Below are 26,661 nucleotides of genomic sequence, written 5' to 3' on the forward strand. Positions count from 1 at the left end.
CCTATGGGCAGAGGGTGACGGCGACGGCGCCGCAGGACAGCGGGCCGCACAGGAACAGCAGCACGGCGTCGCACTGGCTGACCTGGCGTGAGCGGTGCAGGTCCGCCAGGTTGATCAGCGGGTCGAACGGGATGTGCCCGAGCCGTCCGACATTGTCCAGAAACGCGCGCTCCGGCGGAAAGCCCAGCAGCTTGGAATAGGTCAGCGTGGTGCTGCGGTTATAGTCGCCCAGCACCACCCAGCGAAAGTCGCCGGGCTGCATGCGGCAACTGTCGTAGCAGTCGGCCGCCGCGTGCTTCATCGACCGGAACATTTCCAGCAGCTTGGCCGCCATGTCGGCGTCGGGGACGATATTCTTGTAGGGCGCCAGGCCGATGAAATCGAGCCGGAAGGCGCTGCCCGCCGGCGCTTCGGCGCTGACCACGCAGGCCGCCACGCCATCGCCGGCGACAGACACGGCCTCGTCCATCAAGCGCGATGCCAGCGTGCTGAAGCGCTCGGCCGCCACCAGCAGCACGTGCCGGCCCAGGCCTTGCTGGATCATCGATTTGGCCATCAGGCTCGCTTGCAGGAAATTGGTGCAGCCGCCATAGGTCGCGCACAGCAGCGAGGCCTTGGTGATGCCGAGCCCGTAAAACAGATCGAAACAGCGGTTGCGGATTTGGCGGAAGCTCAGATCCGTCTGGCCGCCGTCAAACAGTTCGGCAAAGCTTTCGGTGACCAGGATGACGCTGTCGATGGCGTCGCCCTGCAAGCCGGCCCGGTCCAGCGAAGCGCGCACGCACTCGCCGATCACCTGGTCCAGCGGCCGCTCCAGCAGCGAGAACGCTTGCACCCCCTTGGCCAGCAATTCATCGACGGTCTCGATGGCGACCCCCTGGTCCGCCAGGCTGGCTATCGGCACGGCGGCGCCGACGGCGTAATCGATCGAATGCAAAAAGGCTTGTTTAGCTGACATGCGTGGCTCCGGGGCCTATTTGGGTGGGCAAGCGGCCGTGTCCAGCAACGACACCAGCTCGCCGACGGTGGCGCACTGCGCGACCTGGTCCAGCGTCAGCGTGTCGTCCAGCGCCTGTTCGAGAAACAGGAAAAAATCCAGGAACGTCAGCGAATCGAGCACGTCCGCCAACAGGGTCGACGGTTGCAAAGCCAAGTCCGGCATACGTTGCTTGAAAAATGCCATCACCGCGTGGTCGTCAAACATATCTTGTTCCCCAGTAAGACAGACGCTGGCAAGCCAGCGTCCATCGTGCAAGGCCGGTACCTTTTATTTTGCCGCCAGCGAAGAGGAGACGCCGCGGGCCGAGCTGACGATGCCGTTCAGCGAGGCCGTGACGCCACGCAGCGAAGCGGTCAGGCCTGCGGCCGACGCCGTCAGCCCCTTGGCTTGCAGCGAAGCTGCCGCGCCACGCAGGGAGGCCAGATGCCCCCGCAGGGAAGCGATGCGACCGCGCATCGAACTGGCCACACCGTTGGCCGCTTGCAGCAATTCGGTGAATTCCTGTTCATTCAAATCTCGATTAAATCTAGACATGATTCCTCCAGGTTAGATGAAAAGCACAGCATTTTCGCGGCATGGGCAAGGTATTCAATCTCGTCCATTCCGCTTACCTCCGGGATAATATCCGGAGTATTGGGCCGAGATTAATTCAATCAAATTTCATTGTCAATATTAATTTTTTGACCTGATTAACTATTAAAAAATAAGTAGCGAGTTGGTTTTTTATTGGGTGGTGATTTCCTCATGGAAAATTAAAAGGGTCAGTGCAAAATGAAAGTTATAAAAATGCCGCGCGTGACAAATCGTGATAATTCAATTATGGTTTTTAATTACAATGGCCTGGTGTTTTTAAATAGCCGGGGAAATACTAACTGCCATTTTTGAATGGAGATGCGATGGAGACGAATGCCTTGCAGACGCGCTGGCCGGACGGCGACGAAGGGAAATGGCGGGAATTGGCCAAGGCCTTCCATTTCGAACCGGGTTTGATCTATCTCAACTCCGGCTCAGAAGGTTCCTTGCCGCTGGAAATGCAGTCTATCCTTACTCAAGCCATGAGACATTGGGCTTCCAGCCCCTCCCAGGCATTTTTCGATGACGTCAACCTGAACAGCAAGCAACTTGCCAATCGGTCCCGGATGGCAAAATTTGTCGGCGCCGATCCTGCCGATCTCGTATTGACCGACAATACGACGATGGGTTTGGCAATGGTTTTATTAGGTTTGCCCAATAAAGGGCCGTGTGAAATAATTACTACGCAGCAAGATCATTTTTCAATGTATTCGCCGCTGTCGATTCTGGCCGAACGGCAGGGTGTGAAAATAATAGAAGTGTCATTGCCGATTCCCGCGAAATCCAGCGAGGATATCGTCCAGATATTCAGGAAGGCGATCACCCCGAACACCAGGGCTATTTGTTTCTCGCATATTAACTATGCCGTCGGGCTGCGCATGCCGGTGCGCGAGATATGCAATCTGGCGCGTGAACGGAATATTCTGAGCCTGGTCGACGGCGCCCATGCGCTGGGCATGTTGGACCTTAATCTGCGTGAATTAGGGCCCGATTTTTATGCCGCCTCGGGCCATAAATGGCTGAACGGTCCACCGGGAACGGGGATCCTGTATATCCGTGATGCGGAAACCAATCCCTGGGGCTTGCAACCGATTGTTTCAGAGCGGGCCATGGATGTCGGCAATGGCTTGACCATCGCCGATGCCTTGCAGGCGCGTGCCAACCTGAACGGCCCGGCCTTCTACACGCTGGCACGCACTGCCGAGTTCTTCGAAGGCATAGGCAAATCCACGATTGAACGGCGCATCCTTCAGCTGTCGGCCGAGGTCGAGCGGGAAGCGGTCGCGCATTGGGGGCAGGGTAGCGTGTTCAGTCCGTCGCATCAGGCGGAGGACGGGGCGCTGTGCTGCGGCCTGACCGCTTTCGTGCCTTCGCGCAATTATGCGCTGGCGTATGACGCCACCCGCATGCAGCAGATCGCCCAGCGGCTGGTCAATGAATTCGGCCTATGGGTGCTGTGCACCGCCACGCCGGGGCCGGACGGCGGCCGTGGTCCGCAGATCAACGCCTTGCGGGTTTCCACCCACATCTACAACTTCCCCGACCAGATCGGCCGGCTGTTTGCCGTGCTGCAGGATATCGCATGAGGAGCGCGGCATGAAAACCTGTCTCGAATGGGCCCGCATGCTGGAGTTGCGGCAGATTAGTTCGGTCCAGTTGACTGAATATTTTCTGGAACGCATAGCGCAACTGGACCGGCACTACGGCGCGTATCGCTTGGTCACCGCCGACCTGGCGCTGGCCCAGGCTCGCGCCGCCGACGAAGCCATCCAGGCCGGCATCCGGCTTGGCCCGCTGCAGGGCGTGCCGTATGCGGTCAAGGATTTGTTCGATGTGGCCGGCCTGCCGACCAGCGCCGGCTGTGACTTGCTGGCCGGGAGTCCGGTGTCGGCGTCGGCCGCCGTCGTCGACCTGTTGCAGGCCTCCGGCATGGTGTTGTTGGGGAAAACCAATCTGGTGCAGTTTGCCCATGGCTCCCTGGGCGTCAATCTGAACCAGGGCACGCCGCGCAACCCGTGGTCTGCGGTGCACCGGGTGGCGGGCGGCTCCAGCAGCGGGTCGAGCGTCGCGGTTGCCACCGGCATGGCGCCCATCGCGCTGGGCACCGATACCGGCGGCTCGATCCGCGTGCCGGCGGCGCTGTGCGGCACGATAGGCTTGAAAACCACCTATGGCCGCATTAGCCGGAGCGGCGTCTATCCGCTCAGTCCGACGCTGGATTCCGTGGGCGTGATCGGCATCGCCGCCGAAGACGTCGCGGTTCTGCTGCGCCTGCTTTCGCCGGAAAACGCGGACCCGCCCGCCACGGAGCCGTTCCGCCTGCGCGGCTTGCGCCTGGCCGTCGCCGACAGCCTGTTCGAGGATGTCGATGACGAGGTGGCCGAGGCGGTGCTGCGCGCTGCCGCCCGCCTGGAGGCGTTGGGAGCGACCGTGACGCATATCGCTTTCCCGCAGGCCGAACAGGCCGAACTCATCAATCCGAACGGCGTGATCAGCAAGGTGGAAGGCTACACCTACAACCAGGCTTTGCTGGCGAGCGGGTCGGCGTGGCTGGATCAGAAGGTGGTGGCCAGCTTTGACTCCGGCGCCACGGCGACGGCGACCGCCTACTATGCCGCCCTCGGCAGCATGGCGGCGCTGCAGCCGCAGGCCGTGGCTGCCATGGAAGCATTCGATGCCTTGCTGGCGCCTGCCACGGCGACCACCGCGGTGGCGCTCGACGACGTGAGCCGGTCCGCGACGGCCTATACCGACGCCAACAGCCGCTATTCCTCCTGCACCCGCTCGGTCAATGTCCTCGGCCTGTGCGCGCTGAGCGTGCCGTGCGGGCTGTCGTCGCAAGAGTTGCCGATCGGCCTGCAAATTATCGGCCGGCCCGGACACGACGAGCGCATCTTGTCCATCGGCCGGGCGCTGATGGCGGACTATTATCCGGGCGGCATACCGCGGCCGCCCATGTCACATGACACCCGCGTTGTCGCTCCGCATCTCACCTGAGGGGGAATTCATCATGCGTTCATTCTTGTTGCTGCTGCTGTTGGCCGTCACCGTGTGCCAGGCGCAAAAAGTGGAAGAGGGGGCGGCCCCCAACAACGTCGGATATGATATGTACTTCAATGCCATGGTCGTCAACGACGTCAGTTGCGGCATGACGGCATCGAATGGCCGCGTCAGTTTTACCGGACCGGTGACCAATCCGGCCATGAGCTGCCCCGATCTGCTGGCGTGGAAACTGTATATCGAGGTGATACAACAGAATTTCATCGGATCCTGGGTCAGTGGCGACCTGATCTGGCCGTCGTCGCCATTGCCTCTGTGTACCACGGCGAGCGAGAAAAACTGCTGCATGCCGGGCAGGTCGAACAACCCCGGCTACGACAATCCCGCTTATCCCAGCCGCTACTGCCCCTTCGCGCCGGACGGCAAGGATGGCGTAGTCCTGGCGCAGGCGCCGCGCCCGGGCATGCGGCGCGACGCCTCCCGCACGGCGGGCACGCCGGAAGTGCACGGGACGCGCGCCGTGGCGACCTTGCCGCTGACCTTTTATAACAAGCCGATGTTCGATTATGTGTTCCAGAACGGCCTGTACCACTCGAACGGACTGGTCGCGGTGCTGAACAATGCCAATGCCGACCTGGTCAAGAACGCGCCGTTTCACGCGGTCAGCACCAGCAAGCAACTGACCTCGGTTAACTTTCCGATCGACGGTTGGATGATACGCGCGCAATGGATCAGCAAGAAGGCGGCGCTGGCTGCCGGCCTGGTCGATGATCCGGCGTCGCCGTTTGTCAAAGTCCTGATCGACGACCGCCATCACTACAATTTCAATCCAGACGTTTTCGCCCCCGGCGAATACTGGCTGATGTCCTTCCATCTGTCGACCAAGGATACGCCGCCCTGGTTCTGGGCCGATTTCGAGCATGTCAACAGTCCCGGCCGCTGTGATTTTACCGGCTGTAATGACGGCTACGGCTTCGATTCGGCGGCCCCGGCGCGGCCCGGCCTGAGCCGGAACTTTACCAGTGCGGCGACCGAGAATACCGCCAAGGGGCAAGTCTTCGTCCAAAACACCGTCTATCCCAGCGGCCCGATCACGCCGGCGCTCAAGCAGCTGTTCGACCAGACCCGCATCGGCACCGGCGATCAAGCCGGCGGCTGGCCCACGCCGCAAAGCAAAGGTTGGCGCAGCTATCGCCTGCGCGGTTCGCAATGGGCCTACACCGACCAGGCGGGGCGGCCCAGCTATCTGGGTTCGAGGCCGTCGAATGGCGGCATCGTTGCCGGCTCCTCGTGCGTGTCCTGCCACGCGACCGCCGGCACCACGGCGACTGGCGTTTCGCCTCAGGTGCTGGGCTTGTACATCAACTGGGCCGGCACGCCCAATCCCGGCAATTTCAATCTGAACGCCCGGCCGGCCACCAACAGCCTCCTGCAAAACGATTTCGTCTGGGGCTTCATCCACACCATGCCGCTGATTTTGAACACCAAGACCGGCAACGAGAAATGAAGCAATTCCCGCCGATTGCAGCGCGGCTTTGACGCGCTGTAATTTTCTTGGCAATCGGCGGGAAAGCGCCGTCCCGGACTGGCGCTTGAGCTCGCTTTGCACCATCATCACTTTCTTTCCGCGATACGTAAGCATCATCGCGTCCCCCTGGGCCTAGTCCCTGTCAGCGATCACCAGCCACCATGGCGGCAGACGAAGAAAAGCCCCGAACAGGCGGAGAACCTGTCGGGGCTAGACGTCAATTAGCGGAGAAAGCAAGTTGACTGGGAAGCATCTTAATGAATGTTTCTTAAGATTGCCTTAGTAACCATTTGGCAACCATGCGGCGCAGGGCTTGGGCCGCATGCCCCGGATGGTGTAGCATGCTGGACGGCGAAACGGCCGGGCGCACAGGCGCCGGCCCGCCGGTAATTCAAGGATAACTATGCAAATCAAAATTAACGACGTGTTGCGCAGCTACATCGAGCCGCTGACCGAGGCCGAATACGCGGCGCTGGAGCGCAGCATTCTGGTGGAAGGCTGCCGCGACGCGCTGGTGCTGTGGGAAGACGTGCTGGTCGACGGCCACAACCGCTACCAGATCTGCCAGCAGCACGGCGTGCCGTTCAAGGTGACGGAAAACACCAGTTTCCGCAACCTGGACGACGTCAAGCTGTGGATGATCGATAACAATCTGGGCCGCCGCAGCATTTCCGACTTCCAGCGCGGCGTGCTGGCGCTGCGCAAGAAGGAAATCGTCGCCGCCCGCGTGGCCGAGCTGGCCGCGCAGGCCGCCGCCGAGGATGCCGCCATCGCGCCGCCCGAAGGCGATGCGTCCAAGGCCAAGCCGGCCGCGATGCCGCTGACCTCGCGCGAGGACATCGCCCGCGCCGCGCGCCTGAGCAGCGCGACCATCAGCCAGATCGAAAAGATCCAGAAGACGGCGACGCCGGAGCTGGTGGAGGCGGTGCGTTCGGGCACGATCTCGATCAACGCCGCCGCCACCGTGGCCTCGCTGCCGGAAGCCGATCAGGTGGCTGCGGTCGCCGGCGGCAAGAAGGAGTTGCAGAAGGCCGCCAAGGAAGTGCGCGAGCTGCGCGCCGCTTCGCGCCCGGCCAAGGAAGCCAAGGAAGGCGGCGGCGAATACCGGCCGATGACCGAGGTGGACGAGCTGCGCGCTGAAAACGCCTCGCTCAAGGAAAAGAACGCCGCACTGCGGTCGGAAATCACCGCGCTGCAACTGCGCATCTCGGAGCTGGTCGACGCCAGCTAAGCTGTCCCCCCCTCACTGTACGGAGTCTGCCGATGCGCGCCTTGCCTGCCTTGTTGTGTTGTATAGCGATGAATGCGGCGGCAGCGCCACCGGCAGTCCCCTCCGAGGTCGCCAGGCTGAAGGCGGCGGCACAGCGCGTCACCATCCTGCGCGACAAATGGGGCATTCCCCACGTCTACGGCAAGACCGACGCCGACGCCGTGTTCGGCCTGATGTACGCGCAGGCCGAGGACGACTTCAAGCGGGTCGAACTCAACTACATCAACGCCATGGGCCGGCTGGCCGAGGTCGAAGGCGAGGCCGAGCTGTATCGCGACCTGCGCATGAAGCTGTTCATCAATCCGGCGGACTTGCAGGCGCAGTACCGGCAAAGCCCGGCTTGGCTGAAGCAGCTGATGGTGGCCTTCGCCGACGGCCTGAACTACTACCTGGCCACGCACCCGGACGTCAAGCCGGCGCTGATTACGCACTTCGAACCGTGGATGGCGCTCAGCTTCAGCGAGGGCAGCATCGGCGGCGACATTGAATCGGTGGACCTCAAGCAGCTGCAGGAGTTGTACGCCAACGGCGCCAGGCTGCCGCTGGCCCCGCCCTTGCTGTTGTCGGCACGCGGGGAGGGCATCGATCTGGACAAGGAACCGGGCGGCTCCAATGGCTTCGCCATCGCACCGGCGCTGACCAGGGGCGGCCATGCGCTGCTGCTGATTAATCCGCACACCTCGTTCTACTTCCGGCCCGAGGTGCAGGTGCACAGCGAACAAGGCCTGAACGCCTACGGCGCGGTGACCTGGGGCCAGTTCTTCGTCTACCAGGGCTTCAACGACCGCCTGGGCTGGATGCACACCTCCGGCGGCGGCGACGTCATCGACGAATACCTGGAGACCATCAGCGAGAAGGACGGCCAGTTCTACTACCAGTACGGCCAGGAGCAGCGGCCGTTGAGGGCGGTCGACATCACGCTGCCGTACAAGACGGCGGCCGGCATGGCCAGCAAGGTGGTCAAGGTCTACTACAGCCACCACGGCCCCATCGTGCGCGCGAAGGACGGCAAGTGGATCGCCGTGCGCCTGATGAATGAGCCGCTGAAGGCGCTGACGCAATCCTACATCCGCACCAAGGCCCGCAGCTACAAGGATTTCTACAAGGCGATGGAGCTGCGCACCAATTCGTCCAACAACACCGTGTACGCCGATGCCGACGGCAATATCGCCTACTTCCACGGCAATTTCATTCCGCGCCGCGATCCCAAGTTCGACTGGAAGCATCCGGTCGACGGCAGCGATCCGGCCACCGAGTGGCAAGGCCTGCATGCGGTGAAGGAAACCATCACACTGTTCAATCCGAAGAACGGCTGGATACAGAACACCAACAACTGGCCGTACACGGCGGCGGGCGCGTACAGCCCCAAGGCGCGGGACTATCCGGCCTACATGTCGATGAATCCCGAGAACCCTCGCGGCATCCACGCGGTGCGGGTACTGGAGAACAAGAAGAACTTCACGCTCGACAGCCTGATCGCCAGCGCCTACGACACCCAGCTGCCAGCCTTCGAGCCACTGCTGCCGCAGCTGTTCGCGGCCTGGGACGAGCTGCCCGCCGGCGACACGCTCAAGGGCAGCCTGGCGCCGCAGATCGCCGCGCTGCGCGGCTGGGATATGCGCTACGCGCTGGACTCGGTGCCGACTTCGCTGGCGGTGTTCTGGGCACAGGATCTGACGGCCACGTACGGCCCGGCGGCCAAGGCACGCGAGGTGCTGGCGCTCGACTACATCCAGGCCGCGATCACGCCGCAACAACGCCTGCAGGCGCTGGAGCGGGCGTCAGCCAAGCTGACGGCGGACTTCGGCACATGGCAGACGCCGTGGGGCGATATAAATCGTTTTCAACGTTTGAGCGGCGACATCGTCCAGCCCTTCGACGACAGCAAGCCGAGCTTGCCTGTGGCCTTCGCGTCAGCCAACTGGGGTTCGCTGGCCGCCTACGGCATGACCAACAAGAGCAAGACCAAGCGTCTCTACGGCGAGCGCGGCAACAGCTTCGTGGCGGCGGTGGAGTTCGGGCCGCGCATCAAGGCGCGCAGCATTCTGGCGGGAGGGGAGAGCGGCGACCCGGCCTCGCCGCATTTCAGCGACCAGGCCGCGATGTACGCGCGCGGGGAGTTCAAGGACGTGTTGTTCTACAAGGCTGACGTGGAAAAGCACCTGGAACGTAAATATCACCCAGGCGATTGAGGCGCGCCGCCGGGCAGGGCATCGCCGATGGTTTTCGCCGGAGCGGAGCTTGCCTCCGATTCCGCCGCAGCGGCGGCCAGGGCTGCCGCTGCGGCCCGCGCCGCAGGTGATGCATAGCGCGTCTGCGGCGGCGTTTGGACAGGCGGCGGCGCCGGCGCCGCTGCGGGTTCGGCGACCGGCTCCTTGCTCCACGCCAGATTCTCAACCTTGTTGTTGCGCAGGTTGCCATCCTTGTGACGCACGTACTTCAAGCCCGATGGATTGGGCAGGTGCGCCTCGGCCACCAGGTCGTGCACCAGGAATTCGCCGGTGCGGTTGCCATTGCGCAGCTTGACCATCAAGCCGTCCGGCGTGACCTTGGGCCGCAGCGCCGTCACCTTGGGGCCGCCGGAGGCCAGCACGCGGCCATCCTTCGACACCTTGTAAAAGTCGCTGCCGGGCACCGGCTTGGCGCTGGCCACGCCCAACGAGTAGAGGGCGCCGATGGCCAGTACGCCAATGATGATGAAGAGGAATTCCATGAGCTCTCAGGCTAAATACGCAATTCCCGGATACTAGCACCTAAATCGCGTCGAGCGAACGGCGAATATCGGCCCTTAAATCCTCTATATCCTCGATTCCCACCGACAGTCGTATCAAGCCATCGCCGATGCCCAGTTTGGCCCGCGTTTCCGGCGGGATGGTGGCGTGCGTCATCAGCGCCGGATGCTCGATCAGGCTTTCGACGCCGCCCAGGCTTTCGGCCAGCGCGAACACCGAGCAGGTTTCCAGGAAGCGGCGCGCGCCCGCCAGGTCGGTCTTCAGGTCGATCGAGATGATGCCGCCGAAGCCGTCCATCTGGCGCTTGGCCAGCTCGTGCTGCGGGTGCGATTCCAGGCCCGGGTAGTAGACCTTGCGTACTTCCGGCTGCTGCTCTAGCCAGCGCGCCAGGTCCAGCGCGCTGCGGCAGTGGCGTTCCATGCGGATCGCCAGCGTCTTCACGCCGCGCAGCGCCAGGAAGCTGTCGAACGGGCCGGCAATCGCACCCACCGAGTTTTGCAGGAAGCCGACCTGCTCGCACCACGCCTGCTGGTGCGGCTCGCCGCCCACCACGGCGATGCCGCCGATGATGTCGGAGTGGCCGTTCAGATACTTGGTGGTCGAGTGCACCACGATGTCGAAGCCGTGCTCCAGCGGGCGCTGCACCAGCGGACTGGCGAAGGTGTTGTCGGCCACAGCGATGATGCCGCGCTCGCGGCAGATCTTGGCGATCGCCTTCAGGTCGGCCAGCTTGAGCATCGGGTTGGTCGGGGTTTCCACCCACACCATCTTGGTCTCGGGGCGGATCGCGGCCAGCAGGTTTTCCGGATTGGTCAGATCGACGTAGGTGAAGTCATGGCCTGCGCTGCGGCGGCGCACCCGTTCGAACAGGCGGTAGCTGCCGCCGTACATGTCGTCGCCGGCGATGATGTGCGAACCGGCATCGGCCAGTTCCAGCACCGTCGAGATCGCCGCGAGGCCGGAGGCGAAGGCGAAGCCCTGGGCGCCGCCTTCCAGGTCGGCCACGCAGCGCTCCAATGCCCAGCGGGTCGGGTTGTGCGAGCGGCCGTAGTCCAGGCCCTTGTGCACGCCGGGGCTGTCCTGCACGAAGGTGGAGGTGGCGTAAATCGGCGGCATGATGGCGCCGGTGGTCGGGTCGGGCGACTGGCCGCCGTGGATCACGCGGGTGGCCAGGTGGGCTTTTTTATTGTCGTTCAAGATAAAGTCCTTCTCAGATGGTTCAGCAGGTCGAAGCGGGTAATCAGGCCGTAGAACGTGTCGCCCTCGGCGACCACGGCGGTCAGGCCGCGGTCCAGCGTGCTGCGCAGCGCTTGCACGTTGGCGCTCGGGTGCAGCGTTTCCAGCCGCGATGTCATGGTGGTGCCGACCAGGCTGGAGAACTGTTCGGCGTGGTTGTCGACCTTGAGCAGCAGGTCCGATTCATCGATGATGCCGACCAGCTTGCCGTTCTCGATCACCGGCAGCTGCGCCAGGTCGGTGCTGCGCATGCGGTTGAAGGCGGTCAGCAGGGTGTCGCCCGGCGCCACGCTGACGACATCGCCGGCGTCGAAGCGGCGGCCGATCAGGTCGCGCAGGTCATGCAGCGGCGGGCGTTGCAGCAGGCCCTGGTCGTGCATCCAGCCGTCGTTGTAGACCTTGGACAGGTAGCGCGTGCCGGTGTCGCAGACGAAGGTGACGACGCGCTTGGGCGTGGTCTGCTCGCGGCAGTATTTGAGCGCGGCGGCCAGCAGCGTGCCGGTCGACGAACCGCCCAGGATGCCTTCGGCGCGCAGCAGGGCGCGGGCGCTGTCGAAGCTTTCCTGGTCGGTGACGGTGTAGGCCTTGCGCACACCGCTGAGGTCGGCAATCGCGGGAATGAAGTCCTCGCCTATGCCTTCCACCGCCCACGAACCGCTGGTGTCGGAGACGCGGCCGGTGTCGACGTACTCGGTCAGGATGGAACCCTTGGGATCGGCCAGTACGAACTCGACGTTGGGCGCGGCCTTGCGGAAGTAATTAGTCAGCCCGGTCAGGGTGCCGGACGAGCCGACCCCGACCACGATGGCGTCGAGTTCATGGCCGGTCTGCTCCCAGATCTCCGGGCCGGTGGTGGTTTCGTGCGCCAGCGGGTTGGCGGGATTGTTGAACTGGTCGGCGAAGAAGGCGCCCGGCAGTTCGCGCGCCAGGCGCGCCGCGTAGTCCTGGTAGTACTCGGGGTGGCCCTTGCCGACGTCGGAACGGGTGGTGCGTACTTCGGCGCCCAGCGCCTTCAGGTGCAGCACTTTTTCGGTGGACATTTTATCCGGCACCACCAGCAGCACGCGGTAGCCCTTCAGGCGGCCGACCAGGGCCAGGCCCAGGCCGGTGTTGCCGGCGGTCGCTTCGATGATGGTGCCGCCTGGTTGCAGGCGGCCGTCGGCTTCGGCCGCTTCGATGATGGACAGGCCGATGCGGTCCTTGATCGATCCGCCGGGATTCTGCGATTCCAGTTTGAGGAACAACTGGCAGGGGCCGGTGTCCAGACGGGTGACGGGGATCAGCGGCGTGTTGCCGATGAGGCTGAACAATGCGGGGGTAGGCATGAGGTGCTCCTTGCAGGATATCGGCGCGGGCGGATTGTGTCCGCTCGTGCTTTTTTGAAAAGAGCGGATGGTAGGCCGCTCTGTCGCCGCTGGAAAGGAATGTTTCCGAGTTTGCATATGAAAAAAATTATCATTTTCACCGTGCTGTTGGAAAGACAAGTATGCGCCTTTTTCGCGGGGGACGGTTTATAATCGCGCTCTTCAATCAGGGGTAGTAGTGGCTAAACTTTATTTCCGTTATTCTGCTATGAACGCAGGCAAGTCCACCGCGATGCTGCAAGTGGCGCACAATTACGAAGAGCAGGGGCAGAAGGTGCGCCTGTTCACGGCCGCCATCGACAACCGCTACGGCGTGGGCCACGTGACCTCGCGCCTGGGACCGCAGCGCGAGACGGAGGTGTTCGACGCCGCGACCGATTTCCTGGTCTGCATCGACCAGAAGATCGCCTGCCTGTTGATCGACGAGGCGCAGTTCCTCAGCACGGCCCAGGTGCAGCAGTTGCACCAGCTGGCGCAGGTGCGCGGCGTGCCGGTCATCACCTACGGCCTGCGCACGGACTTCCGCGGCGAGCCGTTCCCCGGCTCGGCCTATCTGCTGGCGCTGGCCGACGATATTGAAGAATTGAAGAACATCTGCACTTGCGGCAAGAAGGCGACGATGAATATCCGCGTCGACGAGAACGGCCGACGCATCAAGGAAGGCGAGCAGATCAGCATTGGCGGCAACGAGAGCTACCGCCAGGCCTGCGGCCGCTGTTTTTATACCGACAACCACTAAACTTTTCAGCCCGGGAGCGCCGGCCATGTCGTTGAGTATCACCGATGTGCCCGCGCTGGATAACCGGCGCGTCAAAACCAGCACCGAGGATGTGCTGATCGACCGTGTGGTACCGGGAGAGATCCTGGTGATCGCCTTCGGCTTCGTGTCCTGGGATGCGCGGCCGGACTTCGATTTCTATGGGCGCCTGAAAAAGCTGGAGCAAGCCAGCGGACGCCATCTCAACAAAATTCTCGTGCGCGATTCCGGCAACAGCTGGTACCACCGCGCCGTCGCCGGACTGGGTGAACATCCCGATGACACGGTCGAGACGCTGCGCGCGCTGGTGGCGGAAATCCGGCCGAGCAAGGTCGTCACCATCGGCCAGTCGATGGGCGCTTATGCGGCCGTCATGTTCGGGTTGCTGCTCGGAGTGGAGCAGGTGGTGGCGTTTGGCCCCTTGTCCTTTCTCGATGTGAAGCAGGCTTTGCTCTACCACGACCGCCGCTGGATCGCCGTGATGCGGGCGCTGGCGCAGCAACCGCCGCCGTCGGGCTATTACGACCTGGCGGCGCTGGGCCGCGAGCGCGGCGGGCAGACGCAGTTGCACATCGTGTTCGGCACCAAGCCGGACCGGGACGATGCGACCGAGTCCGTCAACCTGGACGCCATGCACGCGCATCGGCTGGCGGCGGCGGGCAATTGCACGCTGTATCCGTTTCCCTATTCGGGCCATGCGGTGGTGCAGCATCTGATCGACACCAAGCGCATCAACGGCCTGCTGGCGCGCATCATCGCGGGCATCGAGCTGGCGCCGGAACCGTTCGATGTGACGCCGGCCTGGCGCGACTGGGTGGCCGAGAACCTCAAGCTGGGCAGCCCGCCGGCGGAGCTGGTGGACATCCTGCAGCAGCATGGCTTTTCCTACGAGAGCAGCGTCGCGGCAGTCGCGGGCGGTGGCGCGTGATGGCGCGGTGCGCGGTTGGCGCATTGGCGTTGTTGATGGCTTTGCCCGCCTCGGCAGCCGACCCGCTGGCCGCATGCCGCTTGCCCGAAATGCAACTGCGTACCGATGTCGGCCTCGGCTTCCCGCGCAAGCCCGAGCGCTTGAAGACCACGGGCCAGCTGCGTTTCCGCGTGTTGTTCGTCGACTTCAGCGACGCCCCGGCAACGGTCGCGCCGCGTGATGTGCTGTCCATCATCTCGCCGCGCGCGGAGCAGTACTTCAAGGCCGTCTCCTACGGCAAGCTGGACGTGACGCTGGCCGCCGACCCGCGCTGGATACGCATGCGCAAACCCTCGTCCGACTACCACTTCGGCCGCGATGCCTCGTTCGAATACCATCGCGCCTACTTCCAGGAAGCGATAAACCTGGCCGGTCCCTCGGTCGACTATTCCGGCAGCGACGCCATCCTGGTGATCGCCAATCCCGCCACCCAGGCGATCAACTGGGGGCCGGCCTTCACCGCCAGGTCCGGGCAGGGCGTCCGGGCCGGCGGCCGCGAATTCCTCAACGGCGCCACCTCGGGCAGCGATCTGCCGACGCTGGGCTGGGCCTGGTTTGTGCATGAAATCGGCCATGCGATGTCGCTGGTCGACCTGGCCGGCCCGCGTCCGCCCAGGCAGTTGTGGCACACCTATGTCGGGGAATTCAGCGCGATGGGCAACCCGACGGGCAGGGCGCCGGAATACCTGGGCTGGGAGCGCTGGCAACTGGGCTGGCTGGATGACGCGCAAGTCAGCTGCGCCAGCGCCGCCAGCACGACCTTGACGCTGACGCCGCTCGAACGCGCAGGCGGCGCCAAGCTGGCGCTGGTGCCGACCGGTCCGAACACGGCGCTGGCGGTGGAAAGCCGGCGTGCCGAAGGCTACGACAGCAGGCTGCCGCGTGCCGGCCTGCTGGTCTACACCGTCGATACGCGGCTGACTTCGCATGACGGCGCGGTCCGCGTGCAGCCGCCAGGCGACAGCGACGAGCAGCATCTGCAAGCGCTGCTGGCGGTCGGCCAGACGGTGACGGCGGGCCAACTGACCGTCACGCTGCTGGCCAGCGATGCGCACGGCGACACCTTCCGCATCGAGCGCGCGGCTAAACCTCGGGACTGACGCCGGCAAGCATCGCAAGAGGAGAGGATAGGCGTTCGATAGCGAGAAATTGACGCCGGGCGGTCATCGTGCGACGATGCGGCCATGAGCAGCCTGTTTGCATGTAGTACGCTCGCGCCGGCGTGGTTGTGCCGTCACCGCGACATTTTGCTGTACCTGGCGCCATCGCTCGGGCTGGCGCTGCTGATCCGCGCCATGTCGGCGCGGCATCCCTGACGAGAGGCCAGAATGTCCTCGCTAAATCACATGGGCCTGACGGTCAGCTCCATCCCATCCATCGTATTGATATTTATCTGGTTCTGCTTGCTGCGCTGGGTGAGGTATTCTGGCTGGGGAATTGCGATCCTGACGTTGATAGGGACGATCAGCCACGAGGTCTTGCACGCGGCGGTGGGCTGGGTGGTTTATGCGAAGCCCACGTCGTTTTCCATCATTCCAAGACGGGGAAAAAACTATTGGATGCTAGGCTCCGTGGGGTTTAGAAATCTGAATATCTGGAATTCTGCGCCGGTGGCCTTTGCCCCACTTCTGTTGGCTTGGGTGAGTTGGTTGATCTTCAACTATTGGACGCAGTCGGCTTTTCAGCGCGGCGACTACACGAGCTGGCTGGTGTCTGGATATGTCGCGGCGGTCGCATTGTTCTCCTGCCTTCCCTCCCATATCGATATAAAAATGGGGGCGCTGTCCGCCCTGATGTATGGCTGTATTGCTTGTCTGGTTTGGCTGGCCATTTTTCAGTTCCATCGATAGGCTAAGACCTGATTGCATCCTGATTGCGCGTTATCACAGACAGCCCCGCGCCAACCGCCGACACTATTTTGGCGGACCCTGCCGCTACACGCTGATAACACAAAGGAGGACAGTCATGCCTGCTTCACACCCTCTCGTGCCTTTCGATCAATTCGTACAATCCTTGCACGCGGCGCGAGCCGAACATTTCTTGAATGTTCCCCATAGCAATATCGCTGACGCAGGCTCGTTCGACGAAATCCGGACGTATCTCATTAAATATTACGACTCTACAACCGCCTTGCATAGTTTCGTGGACGCCAACGGCTCCGTGTTCGACTGCATTCCGATCGAACAGCAGATGTCCCGTCGAGGCCAGCCGGGCGCGATCGCGACAGCGGTGGATCTTCCCGGCTGGGCGGCAACGCTGGCCCCTGGCGCGCCGCACGCTCCTGCGCGCGCTCTGGTGCAATTGCATGCCGACTTCGTCGATATCTACGGCAACCAGATGCTCGCGCCCGACGGAACGATACCGGTAAGGCGGCTGACTCTGGAGGACCTGTCCCGGTTCAGAAGCCTGCGGCACTTCATGCAGAAGCGTCCCGGCAACGGTGGCGGGATCAGGCCTCCCGGCGCCTCGGGCCCGTCGCCACAAGTGGCGGCGACGCATCGCTGGGCGCACGCGTTTCAGAACGTCAACAATCTCGGCGGCACCAGCTTCGTCAATGTCTGGGATCCGAGCATAGGAGCGAACCAAATATTCTCGCTGTCGCAACATTGGTATGTCGGTGGCAGCGGCGCCGCGCTGCAAACTGCGGAAGTCGGCTGGCAGGTCTATCCCGGAATGTACGCGAATACCAAACCGTGTTTGTTTATCTACTGGACGGCGGACGCCTATCACTCGACGGGTTGCTACAACCTGTCCTGCAGCGCCTTCGTCCAGACCAACAAGAACTGGGCTCTCGGCGGCGCGCTGTCCCCCTGGAGCGTCGCGGGTGGGACTCAATATGAACTCGATATCGCCTTCTATCTCGTGGGCGGCAACTGGTGGCTTTATTTGGGCGGAGGCGCCGCTGCCAATGCGGTCGGCTATTACCCCGCCTCAATCTATCACGGTGGAGCGATGGCTACGCATGCCTCGGAAATCGACTATGGCGGCGAGGTCGTCGGCACGACCAGCTGGCCGCCCATGGGCGGCGGAGCCTACGCCTCTGGGGGGTGGCAGCACGCGGCATATCAGCGACAAATCCAGTACTTCCCGACCGGCGGCGGCCGCACGGACGCCGCGCTGACAGCATCTGCGAATGCACCGTGCTACACTTCTCAGGTCGTCAAATACGCCGCGCCATGGAACGAGACAGTCTGGTTTGGCGGACCAGGCGGCACCCACTGCTGATCCATGGAGTCGCCGATGACGCAGCCCAAGAGCAACAAGGCAGCCCAGGCCATCGGTCCGCCGCCGGCGATCGAGCGAACGGAACGGGCAGAACCCATTCCGGAAATTTCGCTCTATCGAGGCCGCGCGATTTATTTGACCGCGGCACAAAGTGCCAACGGGCTCTGGACCGGTAGCGCGCGCCTCGACGACGAGTCCGGTCGGGTAACAAACGCTGCCGGCGAATTCGCCACGGCGAACCAGGCTCGCGCGGCCGCGTTGTCCCAGGCCGTCGCCGCCATCGATCACGAGAATCGCTTTCGCGGCAAGCCGTGACTTGATTTAGTGGTGGGCGGCGGCCGCGTTCAGCGGCCGCACCGGCGCTTCAAGCTGGATGCTGCTGCGCTGATGTTTGGCATCCTCGAACTCCAGCGTCAGCGGGATTTTCTGGCCGTCGGCCAGCGGCTGCTTCAGCTGCATCAGCATCAGGTGGTAGCCGCCCGGCGCCAGCTGCACGGCCTGGCCGGCAGGCAGCGGCAGGCCGTCGATCTGGCGCATCCGCATCACATCGTCCACCATTTTCATTTCGTGCACTTCGACCACGCCGGCCGCCGGCGAGCTGGCGCCGACCAGGCGCGCGTCCTGGGAGGCGGTCAGCGTCATGAAGGCGCCGGTGGCTTTCTGCTGGGCCACGGTGCCGCGCACCCAGGCCTCGCTGACGGTGACTTGCGCGAACGCGGGCAGGGCGGCGAGGAGCATCAGATAAATCATGCGTTTCATTGGAATAATCCTTTCAGGAAGCTGGTTTCTTTTTTAGGTTGCATCAGTTTGCGCAGGTCGGCTGCGCATTGCTGGGCGGTCTGGTCGTGCTTGAAGGCGAGGCGGATCTTGCCGGTGGCGTCGAACACGTAGGTGATGGCCGTGTGGTCCATCGTGTATGAGCTGCCGCTGGGCACCTTGCGGTAGAAGATCTTGAAGTCCTTGGCCGCCTTGGCCGTTTGTGCGGCGTCGCCGCGCAGGCCGACGAAGCCGGGATCGAAGGCGCGCATGTATTCGGCCAGCAGCGCGGCGGTGTCGCGCTCGGGGTCGACGGTGACGAACAGCACTTGCAGCTTGTCGCCGTCGGCGCCGAGCAGTTTCCTGGTTTCGACGGCGCGCGACAGTGCGGTCGGGCAGACATCCGGGCATTGCGTGAAGCCGAAGAACAGCAGCACGTATTTGCCTTTGAAGTCCTGCAGCGAGGCGGGCTTGCCGTCGCCGTAGAACAGCCGGAAGTCCGGGCCGATGCTGCTGCCGGTGATGTCGATGCCGGTGTAGGCCGGTGTTGCGGCGTGGGCGGCCAGCGGCAATGCAGCCAGCGCGGTAAGTAGGGTACGGCGTTGCATGGTGAGTCCTGTGTAACGATCGATAGGCGCACGCCGGCCGTCGCCGGAATGGCGTGGCCGCTGCATGCGGGTTACGGGAACATCAGGAGAATGCGGGCGGCCCGCGCGGCTGCGCGTCGGACCAGACGAAGGGAAGAACAGGGGAGAAGTAGTGCGGTGCAGGGTAGGCGTCATGGCCGCGCAGCACGGCGACCAGGCCGGCAGGAGCGGGCGGTGGCGCGTAGGTGTCGGCATGGGTGGCGCAGAATACGCAGTGCTTGAGCGCGTGCGGAGCGCTGTCGCCAGGCGCTTGCTTGGCCGGCGTTGCGGAGCAAATTTCCAGCGCCAGCGGATCGCGCGTCAGCGCGGACATCGCATGGCCGATCGCCGGTGCGAGCAGGTTCAGCAAAATCGCAATGCATACGATCAGGCTGTGACTGCGCCGGTGCTTGAACAATTTACCCATCCGACAATTATAGGGCAAAAGAAAATCCGGGGTCGTGCCCCGGATTGGTTTTACTTCAGCGCCAGGCGGCTGCGCGCCGGCGGCAGGGCTGCGGCGCCGTGGCCGTTGCCCAGTTTGAAGATGCGCACCACTTGCTCCAGGTCCGCCGCCTGGTCCTGCAAGGCGTGGGCTGCTGCGGCGGCTTCTTCGACCAGCGCGGCGTTCTGCTGCGTGACCTGGTCCATCTGCGCGATCGCTTCGTGCACCTGGCCGATGCCGGCGCGCTGCTCTTCGCTGGCGGTGCTGATCTCGGCCATGATGTCGGTCACGCGGCGCACGCTGACCACCACTTCCTGCATCGTCGAGCCGGCTTGTTCGACCTGCTTGCTGCCGATGTCGACCTTGCTGACGGAGTCGTCGATCAGCGCCTTGATTTCCTTGGCCGCCGTGGCCGAGCGCTGCGCCAGGTTGCGCACTTCCTGCGCCACGACCGCGAAGCCGCGGCCCTGTTCGCCGGCGCGCGCCGCTTCAACGGCGGCGTTCAGCGCCAGGATGTTGGTCTGGAACGCAATGCCGTCGATGACCGAAATGATGTCGACGATCTTGCGCGACGACTGGTTGATCGAACCCATGGTGTCGACCACCTGCGCCACCACCTCGCCACCCTTGGCGGCGATGCCGGAGGCGGCCAGCGCCATCTGGTTGGCCTGGGCCGCGTTGTCGGCGTTCTGGCGCACGGCGCTGCTCAGCTGCTCCATCGAGGCGGCGGTTTCTTCCAGGCTGGACGCCTGTTCTTCGGTGCGCGACGACAGGTCCAGGTTGCCGGCGGCGATTTCATTGGACGCGGTGGCGATCTGCTCGGCGCCCAAGCGCACCTGGCCGACCACGCCGGACAGGTTGTTGCTGATGCCGTTCAGGGCGCGCAACACCAGGCCGATTTCGTCCTTGTTGCGGATGTCCAGCTGCACGTCCAGCTCGCCCTTGGCGATGCGGCGCGCGGCTGCTTCGGCGCGTGCCAGCGGACGCGTGACGTTGGCGCGCACCAGCAGGAACAGGATGACGGCGAACAGCGCCAGCGACACCAGGCCCAGCGCGGCGTAGCGGTTGCGCAGCTGGCCGGCTTCGCGGGTGATCTCTTCGGTGTAGGTGCCGCCGACGATCAGCCAGTTCCAGGCCTTGAAGGTGTGGAACTCGACCATCTTTTCGCGCGGCGCGGTGTTGGCGTTGTCGGCCCAGTCGTAGCTCATCGAGCCTTCCTTGGCTTCCAGCATGTCCTTGACGAACAGGCGGTCGTCGCTGCTCTTGCTGTCGATCAGGTTCTCGCCTTCCTTGGCGGGATGGACCAGCGCCGTGCCCAACGTCTTGCCCGGCGCGGCGTTGACCACGTAGATGTAGCCGGTGTCGCCGATCTTGATGGCCTTGATCTTTTCCTTCAGCATCGCCATGTTCTTGGAGATGTCCAGGCCGATGAACAGCACGCCGATGACGTGGCCGCTGGCGTCCTTGATCGGGTCGTACTGGGTGATGTACTGCTTGCCGAACAGCGTGGCCAGGCCGATGTAGTTGGCGCCGGCGCGCAGCGGCGCGTAGCTCGGGTGGGCGTGGTCGAGCTGGGTGCCGACCGCGCGCTCGCCGTTTTCCTTCTTCAGCGAGGTGCTCACGCGCACGAACTCGTCGCCGTTGGCGGCGAAGATGGTGGCGACCACGCCGGTGTCGGCGGTGAAGCGATCGGGGATGGTGAAGTCCAGGTTCAGCGTCTTGCCGTCGTGCTTGAGCGAAGGCGTGGGCTTGCCGCCGATGTCGACCGTGGCGGCCGGGTCCAGCGTGAACTTGCCGTCGCCGAAGCCGGCCGCGAACAGGCGCGCAAAGCTCGACGCTTCATTGGTCATGGCGGTGTTGAACACTTCGACCGTGTTGCTGATGCCGCCCAGCGTATTGGCGACGTTGGCCTTGGCGCGCTCTTTGAGCATGGCTGAAGTGCTGAGGTTAATCAGGCTGAGCAGCATGGCCAGGATGACGGCGATCAGGCCGAAGGTGAACACGGTAATCTTGGTGCCGACACCCCAATTGCGGGGATTCATAGTAAAGGTTTGCATTGTTTTTTTTAGTTAAGGTACTGCTGATTGAGGGCGCTCTGGTTCGAGCATGCTCCGGGGGAGCGACTGCATGAGGCGTGCTGCTTGCTGCGTAGGCGCCTCGCGAGTCGGAGGCGTGCGGGCTCTGCCGGAGTGATGCGTGGCGGGGCCGTCAAAAACATAAGACCGGTATAGTACCACATTTTTGCCGTATTGCAACATAAATGTGTATGCCATCAACCAGTTTTGTTTTAGAAAACAATGACTTGAATAAAAAATTGCCGGGAGTGCAGGTCGCCGTGTCGTGCGCTGCGGCGTTCAGCTAGTTTCATTTCAGCCACCCTTAAGCTTGGGCGGGGACACTGCAAACTACCAGAGCCGTGTAGCAGCGCTATCCTGTAGAATGGAAACGCAGGCCCAGGCGCTGCGCATGACGATCAATGAATTCACTACGTTTCGGAGTAAGCCGATGAAGAAGCAAATGCTGTTGGTAGCCGTGTTGGCGGCGCTGTCAGTGCAGGCCGGCGCGGCCGTGCCAGAAAAAGCGGCGGCAGAGACCGTACTCAAACCCCAGCCGGGCCAGGCCCAGGCGGCCGTATGGGCCTCGCGGGTGCTGACCAAACTCCATTACAAATCCACGCCGCTGGACGATGCGATGTCGGAAAAGATTTTCGACCGCTATTTCAAGTCGCTGGATTCTGAAAAACTGTTCTTCACCCAGGCCGATCTCGACCAGTACGCCATCGTGCGCACCCGCCTGGACGACGCCATCAACGGCGAAAACCTCAGCGTGCCGTTCGCGATCTACAACCAGTACCAGCAGCGCTTCAACGAGCGCATCGCCTACGCTCGCGAACTGCTCAAGACCAAGCCCGATTTCAGCCTCGACGAGAGCTACCAGTACGACCGCGAAAAGGCCGACTGGGTCAAGAGCGACGCCGAGCTGAAGGAACTGTGGCGCAAGCGCGTCAAGAACGACTGGCTGCGCCTGAAGCTGGCCGGCAAGGACGACAAGGGCATCCGCGAGACGCTCGACAAGCGCTACGAGAACTACATCAGCCGCTCGCGCAAGCTGACCAATGAAGACGTGTTCCAGATCTTCATGAACGCCTACGCGATGTCGATCGAGCCGCATACCAACTACCTGGGCCCGCGCGCGTCGGAAAACTTCGACATCGCCATGCGCCTGTCGCTCGAAGGCATAGGCTGCGTGCTGCAGACCCGCGACGAATACACGGTCGTGCGCGAAGTGGTGCCGGGCAGCCCGGCCGGCTTGTCGGGCAAGATCAAGGTCGGCGACAAGATCCTCGGCGTGGCCAAGGACGACAACTCGCCGATGACCGAAGTGCTGGGCTGGCGCATCGACGACGTGGTCGCGCTGATACGCGGCCCGAAAGATTCCACCGTGCGCCTGGACATCCAGCCGGTCGATGCCGGCGTCGACGGCAAGCACACGCTGGTATCGCTGGTGCGCAAGAAAATCAGCATGGAAGAGCAGTCGGCCAAGAAATCCATCCTGGAAGTGAAGGATGGCGCCGCCAAGCGCCGCATCGGCGTGATTTCGCTGCCGACCTTCTACATGGACTTCGAAGCCAGCCGCAAGGGCGACAAGGAATACAAGAGCGCCACCCGCGACGTGGCCCGCCTGCTGGGCGAGCTGAAGAAGGAAAAAGTCGACAACGTGCTGATCGACCTGCGCAACAACGGCGGCGGTTCGCTGTCGGAAGCGGTGGCGCTGACCGGCCTGTTCATCGACAAGGGCCCGGTGGTGCAGCAGCGTAACAGCGACAACAAGATTGAAATCGAGAGCGACAACAACGCCGGCATGGCCTGGGACGGTCCGCTGGGCGTGCTCATCAATCGTGGTTCGGCCTCGGCTTCGGAGATTTTCGCGGCCGCCATCCAGGACTACGGCCGTGGCATCATCATCGGCGAGCCGAGCTTCGGCAAAGGCACGGTGCAGACCATCTTCGGCCTGGACCGTTTCGCCCAGAGCGACAAGGTCCACTACGGCGAGCTGAAGATGACCATCGCCCAGTTCTTCCGCATCAACGGCGGCACCACGCAGCTGCGCGGCGTCACGCCGGACATCAAGCTGCCGACCATGGGCGATTCCGACACCTTCGGCGAATCGAGCTACGACAATGCCTTGCCGTGGACCTCGATCAAGCCTGCGCCCTACATCCCGACCGGCGACCTGAAGGACATCCTGCCGCTGCTGGACAAGAAGCACGAAGCCCGCGTGGCCAAGGACAAGGACTTCCAGTACCTGGCCGAGGACATAGCGCTGGTCAAGAAACAGCGCAAGGACAACCTGATCTCGCTGAACGAGACCGCGCGCCGCAAGGAACGCGACACGCAGGAAGCACGCGCCAAGCTGCGCGAAGCGCGCTTGCTGTCGACCACGCCTGGCGCGGACGATCCCATCCTGGTGCCTGATCCGAAAGACGCGCTGAACAAGGCGATCTCGGCCAAAGCAGCCAACGGCAAGCCTGCGCCGTCGCCGAAAGTAGCGGCAGTGAAGGGCGCGCTGCGCACCGACGACGGCCTGCAGGGCGACGAGCGCTCGCTGACCGCCGAACTGGACGCCGAAAAAGCCGCCAAGGCCGCCAAGGACGTGCTGCTTAACGAAGCGGTACACATCCTGGCCGACGAGGTCAGCCTGCTCAAGACCGACACCCGCATGGCCTCGCGCGTGCTGCCGTATGCGGTGGAAGCTGGCAAATAAGCCGCCACGCTCCATCCCAGCCCCGCGCCTGTCGCGGGGCTTTTTTTTGAGTTATTCATCACGGGTATTTCTGGTATTGCCAATATAAATTGGATATATATTCCGCGATGCAGCATCATTCACCTGTCTCCTCTATCTCCTCCAAGGAAATAGATTTAGCCCGCTCCCGTAGCGGGCTTTTTTTTCGCCTGTTTTTTGCCTGCCTACAGAAGATCGGTTAAAATATTTTCTTTAGATCAACTTTTAGGCTTGCGCAACGTGACTCCTACCCAATTCAAGTTAATCGCCGCCGCATTGGCGTTCGGCGGGGCGTTGGGCGGAGGCGGAGCGGCCTATATCCTGACCCATTCCGGCGGCGGCGACGCCGGCACCGAGGTGGCGCAGCCGACAGCGGCCAAAGGCACACAGCCGCACTGGAGCGCGCGCGTCACCTCCATCGCCGGCGACGGCTTGCCGGGCGCGAACAACGGCCACGGCCGCAGCACGCGCTTTGCCGATCCGTTCGGCGTCGTCATCGATGGCGCCGGCAACTTGTACGTGGCCGACGGCGGCGACAACAACAGCATCCGCAAGATCGCGCTGGACGGCACCACCACCACGCTGGCCGGTGCGGTCGAGGGCTATGCGGAAGGGGCGGGCAAGGCGGCCGCCTTCAATACGCCGTCCGGACTGGCGATCGACGCCGCCGGCAACCTGTACGTGGCCGACACCGGCAACAACGCCATCCGCAAGGTCACGCCCGAAGGCGTGGTCAGCACGCTGGCCGGCGACGGCCTGCCGGGCGACAAGGATGGCCGCGGCGCGGCAGCCCAGTTCAACGGCCCGGTCGGCATCGCGGTGGACGCGGCCGGCGTGGTCTACGTCTCCGACACTTATAACGACCGCATCCGCCGCATCGCGCCGAACGGCGACGTCACCACCATCGCCGGCGGCAGCCGCGCCGGCAAGGCCGACGGCGCCGCCGCGCAAGCCTTGTTCGATACGCCGACCGGCCTGGCGATCAGCGCCGCCGGCGACCTGTACATCGCCGACACCGGCAACCACGCGATCCGCAAGCTGGGCAAGGACGGCAAGGTCAGCACCATCGCCCAGGCCGATGACGACGACCGCAACGCGCTGCTGCGCGCACCGGTCGGGCTGGCGCTGACGCCGGACGGCTATCTGTACGCGAGCAGCAACGCCCACGGCCGGCTGGCGCAGATCACCCCGACCGGCGACGTGCTGACGCTGGACGATGCCGACCATCCGCCGCAACCCGGCTACGGCTCCGACGGCAGTGTGCGCCTCTACGCGCCGCGCGGCGTGGCCTTGGCCAAGGACGGCTCGCTGTTCGTCACCGACGCCGCCACTTTCCGCCTGCATCACGTCGCGCTGGCGCTGGCTGGCCAGGCGGCCGCGCCGGAACTGCCGCTGCCCCCGGCGCCTTCCCACAGCGCCACCATGCTGTGGCCGATCAAGCCGCAGGACAAGGCGCATGAAGTGGTCGGCCTGATGGGCGAGGTGCGCGGCAATTTCGACGGCGAAAGCCGCGACCATTTCCATTCGGGGCTGGATGTCCAGGCGGCCATCGGCACGCCGGTGCTGGCCGTCACCGCCGGCAAGGTCGCCGATCCGCGCGCCAGCTGGGGCTATGGCGAACTGTCGGAAGGGCTGTCGCTGGACGGCCTGCAATACATCCACATGCGCGTCGGCCGTGGCGCCAACGACAAGCTGCTCGACCCGCGCTTCCAGTTGCTGAAGGACGAGAAGGGCGTGCCGGCCGCCGTGCGCGTCAAGCGCGGCACCCGCTTCGTCGTCGGTGAACCGCTGGGCACCGTCAACCGCATGGCCCATGTGCACCTGGACTACAAGCCGAACGGCGACGCCCTCAATCCGCTGACGCTGCCATTCGTCGACCTGGAAGACACCATCGCGCCGCAGATCCAGTCGATCGCGCTGACCGACAGCAGCGGCAAGCCGCTCAAGGAAAAGGTCGACGGCCGCCTGCTGGTGCCGCGCGCCCTGGGTGAAGTGCAGATCGTCGTCGACGCCTTCGACCAGATGAACGGCAACCAGGCCCGCCGCCGCCTGGGCTTGTACAAGCTGGGCTACCAGCTGCTCAATGCCGACGGTGAAATCATCCCCGGCATGGAGCAGCCGCTGATTACCCAGCTGTACGACCGCCTGCCGCGCAACCGCGAGGCCGTCAAGCTGGCTTACTCGGTCAGCAGCGGCATTACCGTGCACGGCGCGGCCGAGACGCGCTTCTCCTACGCCATCAACAACAGCCTGATCCACGGCAAGCTGACGCCGGGCGCGTGGAAGGTCGGCGTCCTCGGTCCCGGCCAGTACACCCTGCGCATCACCGCCGAAGACTACGCCGGCAACGCCGCCAGCAAGGGCCGCGATTTGCTGATTACCGTAGACTGAGCTGCTTGC

At 63.6% G+C, this 26,661-nt stretch carries 24 protein-coding genes; 14 read left to right on the forward strand and 10 right to left on the reverse strand.

The genetic code is table 11. From position 1 onward, the window contains the following. Window position 1: 1 nt before the first annotated feature. The 3 genes from GEV02_RS19715 to GEV02_RS19725 form a co-directional block, all read right to left on the reverse strand. Window positions 2-958 (reverse strand): beta-ketoacyl-[acyl-carrier-protein] synthase family protein, encoded by a 957-nt coding sequence (locus GEV02_RS19715; protein ID WP_152839598.1) that lies wholly within the window; start codon window positions 956-958, stop codon window positions 2-4. Window positions 959-973: 15 nt separating this feature from the next. Next, on the reverse strand, window positions 974-1,204 hold the full coding sequence (locus GEV02_RS19720; protein WP_152839600.1) for a hypothetical protein: 231 nt from the start codon (window positions 1,202-1,204) through the stop codon (window positions 974-976). A 63-nt stretch (window positions 1,205-1,267) separates the two neighbouring features. Further along, window positions 1,268-1,534, reverse strand: coding sequence for a hypothetical protein (locus GEV02_RS19725; protein WP_152839602.1), 267 nt, complete (start codon window positions 1,532-1,534; stop codon window positions 1,268-1,270). A gap of 362 nt (window positions 1,535-1,896) precedes the next feature. Between GEV02_RS19725 and GEV02_RS19730 the strand changes: the two genes are divergently transcribed. The 5 genes from GEV02_RS19730 to GEV02_RS19750 all read left to right on the forward strand — a co-directional run bounded on the left by GEV02_RS19730 (window position 1,897) and on the right by GEV02_RS19750 (window position 9,563). Beyond that, complete coding sequence (locus GEV02_RS19730) at window positions 1,897-3,159, forward strand: aminotransferase class V-fold PLP-dependent enzyme (protein ID WP_152839603.1); 1,263 nt, start codon at window positions 1,897-1,899, stop codon at window positions 3,157-3,159. Between the two features lie 10 nt (window positions 3,160-3,169). Continuing rightward, window positions 3,170-4,570, forward strand: coding sequence for an amidase (locus GEV02_RS19735; RefSeq protein WP_174999191.1), 1,401 nt, complete (start codon window positions 3,170-3,172; stop codon window positions 4,568-4,570). A gap of 13 nt (window positions 4,571-4,583) precedes the next feature. Further along, window positions 4,584-6,080 carry a hypothetical protein gene (locus GEV02_RS19740; RefSeq protein WP_152839607.1) on the forward strand — a complete coding sequence of 499 codons (1,497 nt, stop codon included), beginning with the start codon at window positions 4,584-4,586 and terminating at the stop codon, window positions 6,078-6,080. 424 nt (window positions 6,081-6,504) lie between these two features. Continuing rightward, on the forward strand, window positions 6,505-7,332 hold the full coding sequence (locus GEV02_RS19745) for a ParB N-terminal domain-containing protein (protein ID WP_152839609.1): 828 nt from the start codon (window positions 6,505-6,507) through the stop codon (window positions 7,330-7,332). Window positions 7,333-7,364: 32 nt separating this feature from the next. Next, entirely contained in the window at window positions 7,365-9,563 is a 2,199-nt protein-coding gene (locus GEV02_RS19750; RefSeq protein WP_152839611.1) for an acylase, read from the forward strand. Here GEV02_RS19750 and GEV02_RS33140 read toward each other — a convergent pair. Genes GEV02_RS33140 through GEV02_RS19765 form a run of 3 tightly spaced genes read right to left on the reverse strand, consistent with a single transcriptional unit; the run spans window position 9,548 to window position 12,664 of the window. Then, window positions 9,548-10,084 (reverse strand): HNH endonuclease, encoded by a 537-nt coding sequence (locus GEV02_RS33140; RefSeq protein ID WP_217433151.1) that lies wholly within the window; start codon window positions 10,082-10,084, stop codon window positions 9,548-9,550. The two genes, GEV02_RS19750 and GEV02_RS33140, sit on opposite strands and share 16 nt — an antisense overlap. A gap of 40 nt (window positions 10,085-10,124) precedes the next feature. Beyond that, window positions 10,125-11,300, reverse strand: coding sequence for a trans-sulfuration enzyme family protein (locus tag GEV02_RS19760; protein ID WP_152809836.1), 1,176 nt, complete (start codon window positions 11,298-11,300; stop codon window positions 10,125-10,127). After that, window positions 11,297-12,664 carry a pyridoxal-phosphate dependent enzyme gene (locus GEV02_RS19765; protein WP_152839613.1) on the reverse strand — a complete coding sequence of 456 codons (1,368 nt, stop codon included), beginning with the start codon at window positions 12,662-12,664 and terminating at the stop codon, window positions 11,297-11,299. The genes GEV02_RS19760 and GEV02_RS19765 overlap by 4 nt, the downstream gene beginning before the upstream one ends. 217 nt (window positions 12,665-12,881) lie before the next feature. Between GEV02_RS19765 and GEV02_RS19770 the strand changes: the two genes are divergently transcribed. The 7 genes from GEV02_RS19770 (at window position 12,882) to GEV02_RS19795 (ending at window position 17,967) form a co-directional block, all read left to right on the forward strand. Further along, entirely contained in the window at window positions 12,882-13,442 is a 561-nt protein-coding gene (locus GEV02_RS19770; RefSeq protein WP_328595869.1) for a thymidine kinase, read from the forward strand. Between the two features lie 25 nt (window positions 13,443-13,467). Beyond that, window positions 13,468-14,388: an alpha/beta hydrolase gene (locus tag GEV02_RS19775; protein WP_152839616.1), complete on the forward strand. Its 921-nt coding sequence runs from the start codon at window positions 13,468-13,470 to the stop codon at window positions 14,386-14,388. A 35-nt stretch (window positions 14,389-14,423) separates the two neighbouring features. Further along, window positions 14,424-15,527 carry a metallopeptidase domain-containing protein gene (locus tag GEV02_RS19780; protein ID WP_152839617.1) on the forward strand — a complete coding sequence of 368 codons (1,104 nt, stop codon included), beginning with the start codon at window positions 14,424-14,426 and terminating at the stop codon, window positions 15,525-15,527. Window positions 15,528-15,611: 84 nt separating this feature from the next. Further along, window positions 15,612-15,743, forward strand: coding sequence for a hypothetical protein (locus GEV02_RS33585; protein ID WP_268878644.1), 132 nt, complete (start codon window positions 15,612-15,614; stop codon window positions 15,741-15,743). A 12-nt stretch (window positions 15,744-15,755) separates the two neighbouring features. Further along, window positions 15,756-16,277 (forward strand): hypothetical protein, encoded by a 522-nt coding sequence (locus GEV02_RS19785; RefSeq protein ID WP_152839619.1) that lies wholly within the window; start codon window positions 15,756-15,758, stop codon window positions 16,275-16,277. Between the two features lie 115 nt (window positions 16,278-16,392). Next, window positions 16,393-17,652 carry a neprosin family prolyl endopeptidase gene (locus GEV02_RS19790; protein WP_152839621.1) on the forward strand — a complete coding sequence of 420 codons (1,260 nt, stop codon included), beginning with the start codon at window positions 16,393-16,395 and terminating at the stop codon, window positions 17,650-17,652. Between the two features lie 15 nt (window positions 17,653-17,667). Beyond that, window positions 17,668-17,967 carry a hypothetical protein gene (locus GEV02_RS19795; RefSeq protein ID WP_152839623.1) on the forward strand — a complete coding sequence of 100 codons (300 nt, stop codon included), beginning with the start codon at window positions 17,668-17,670 and terminating at the stop codon, window positions 17,965-17,967. Between the two features lie 6 nt (window positions 17,968-17,973). Here the strand turns inward: GEV02_RS19795 and GEV02_RS19800 are convergent, their stop codons facing one another. From GEV02_RS19800 to GEV02_RS19815, 4 genes are all read right to left on the reverse strand, one after another. Beyond that, the gene (locus GEV02_RS19800) at window positions 17,974-18,411 is read right to left on the reverse strand and encodes a copper chaperone PCu(A)C (RefSeq protein ID WP_152839624.1); all 438 of its coding nucleotides are present in this window, start codon (window positions 18,409-18,411) and stop codon (window positions 17,974-17,976) included. Further along, window positions 18,408-19,016 carry an SCO family protein gene (locus GEV02_RS19805; RefSeq protein WP_152839626.1) on the reverse strand — a complete coding sequence of 203 codons (609 nt, stop codon included), beginning with the start codon at window positions 19,014-19,016 and terminating at the stop codon, window positions 18,408-18,410. The genes GEV02_RS19800 and GEV02_RS19805 overlap by 4 nt, the downstream gene beginning before the upstream one ends. Before the next feature lie 82 nt (window positions 19,017-19,098). Beyond that, window positions 19,099-19,461, reverse strand: coding sequence for a DUF2946 domain-containing protein (locus GEV02_RS19810; protein ID WP_152839628.1), 363 nt, complete (start codon window positions 19,459-19,461; stop codon window positions 19,099-19,101). A gap of 50 nt (window positions 19,462-19,511) precedes the next feature. Then, on the reverse strand, window positions 19,512-21,521 hold the full coding sequence (locus GEV02_RS19815) for a methyl-accepting chemotaxis protein (RefSeq protein ID WP_152839630.1): 2,010 nt from the start codon (window positions 21,519-21,521) through the stop codon (window positions 19,512-19,514). Window positions 21,522-21,984: 463 nt separating this feature from the next. Between GEV02_RS19815 and GEV02_RS19820 the strand changes: the two genes are divergently transcribed. Next, on the forward strand, window positions 21,985-24,243 hold the full coding sequence (locus GEV02_RS19820; RefSeq protein ID WP_152839631.1) for a carboxy terminal-processing peptidase: 2,259 nt from the start codon (window positions 21,985-21,987) through the stop codon (window positions 24,241-24,243). 258 nt (window positions 24,244-24,501) lie between these two features. After that, complete coding sequence (locus tag GEV02_RS19825; protein WP_328595870.1) at window positions 24,502-26,652, forward strand: gluconolaconase; 2,151 nt, start codon at window positions 24,502-24,504, stop codon at window positions 26,650-26,652. Window positions 26,653-26,661 lie beyond the last annotated feature (9 nt).

This window comes from Rugamonas aquatica, assembly GCF_009380215.1.
Classification (GTDB): Bacteria; Pseudomonadota; Gammaproteobacteria; order Burkholderiales; family Burkholderiaceae_D; genus Rugamonas; species Rugamonas aquatica_B.

What these genes read in the sequence shown, in the direction of transcription:
- GEV02_RS19715 (WP_152839598.1), bottom strand. Translation starts at nt 958, where the DNA reads ATGTCAGCTAAACAAGCCTTTTTGCATTCGATCGATTACGCCGTCGGC.
- GEV02_RS19720 (WP_152839600.1), bottom strand. Translation starts at nt 1,204, where the DNA reads ATGTTTGACGACCACGCGGTGATGGCATTTTTCAAGCAACGTATGCCG.
- GEV02_RS19725 (WP_152839602.1), bottom strand. Translation starts at nt 1,534, where the DNA reads ATGTCTAGATTTAATCGAGATTTGAATGAACAGGAATTCACCGAATTG.
- GEV02_RS19730 (WP_152839603.1), top strand. Translation starts at nt 1,897, where the DNA reads ATGGAGACGAATGCCTTGCAGACGCGCTGGCCGGACGGCGACGAAGGG.
- GEV02_RS19735 (WP_174999191.1), top strand. Translation starts at nt 3,170, where the DNA reads ATGAAAACCTGTCTCGAATGGGCCCGCATGCTGGAGTTGCGGCAGATT.
- GEV02_RS19740 (WP_152839607.1), top strand. Translation starts at nt 4,584, where the DNA reads ATGCGTTCATTCTTGTTGCTGCTGCTGTTGGCCGTCACCGTGTGCCAG.
- GEV02_RS19745 (WP_152839609.1), top strand. Translation starts at nt 6,505, where the DNA reads ATGCAAATCAAAATTAACGACGTGTTGCGCAGCTACATCGAGCCGCTG.
- GEV02_RS19750 (WP_152839611.1), top strand. Translation starts at nt 7,365, where the DNA reads ATGCGCGCCTTGCCTGCCTTGTTGTGTTGTATAGCGATGAATGCGGCG.
- GEV02_RS33140 (WP_217433151.1), bottom strand. Translation starts at nt 10,084, where the DNA reads ATGGAATTCCTCTTCATCATCATTGGCGTACTGGCCATCGGCGCCCTC.
- GEV02_RS19765 (WP_152839613.1), bottom strand. Translation starts at nt 12,664, where the DNA reads ATGCCTACCCCCGCATTGTTCAGCCTCATCGGCAACACGCCGCTGATC.
- GEV02_RS19775 (WP_152839616.1), top strand. Translation starts at nt 13,468, where the DNA reads ATGTCGTTGAGTATCACCGATGTGCCCGCGCTGGATAACCGGCGCGTC.
- GEV02_RS19780 (WP_152839617.1), top strand. Translation starts at nt 14,424, where the DNA reads ATGGCTTTGCCCGCCTCGGCAGCCGACCCGCTGGCCGCATGCCGCTTG.
- GEV02_RS33585 (WP_268878644.1), top strand. Translation starts at nt 15,612, where the DNA reads ATGAGCAGCCTGTTTGCATGTAGTACGCTCGCGCCGGCGTGGTTGTGC.
- GEV02_RS19785 (WP_152839619.1), top strand. Translation starts at nt 15,756, where the DNA reads ATGTCCTCGCTAAATCACATGGGCCTGACGGTCAGCTCCATCCCATCC.
- GEV02_RS19790 (WP_152839621.1), top strand. Translation starts at nt 16,393, where the DNA reads ATGCCTGCTTCACACCCTCTCGTGCCTTTCGATCAATTCGTACAATCC.
- GEV02_RS19795 (WP_152839623.1), top strand. Translation starts at nt 17,668, where the DNA reads ATGACGCAGCCCAAGAGCAACAAGGCAGCCCAGGCCATCGGTCCGCCG.
- GEV02_RS19800 (WP_152839624.1), bottom strand. Translation starts at nt 18,411, where the DNA reads ATGAAACGCATGATTTATCTGATGCTCCTCGCCGCCCTGCCCGCGTTC.
- GEV02_RS19805 (WP_152839626.1), bottom strand. Translation starts at nt 19,016, where the DNA reads ATGCAACGCCGTACCCTACTTACCGCGCTGGCTGCATTGCCGCTGGCC.
- GEV02_RS19810 (WP_152839628.1), bottom strand. Translation starts at nt 19,461, where the DNA reads ATGGGTAAATTGTTCAAGCACCGGCGCAGTCACAGCCTGATCGTATGC.
- GEV02_RS19815 (WP_152839630.1), bottom strand. Translation starts at nt 21,521, where the DNA reads ATGAATCCCCGCAATTGGGGTGTCGGCACCAAGATTACCGTGTTCACC.
- GEV02_RS19820 (WP_152839631.1), top strand. Translation starts at nt 21,985, where the DNA reads ATGAAGAAGCAAATGCTGTTGGTAGCCGTGTTGGCGGCGCTGTCAGTG.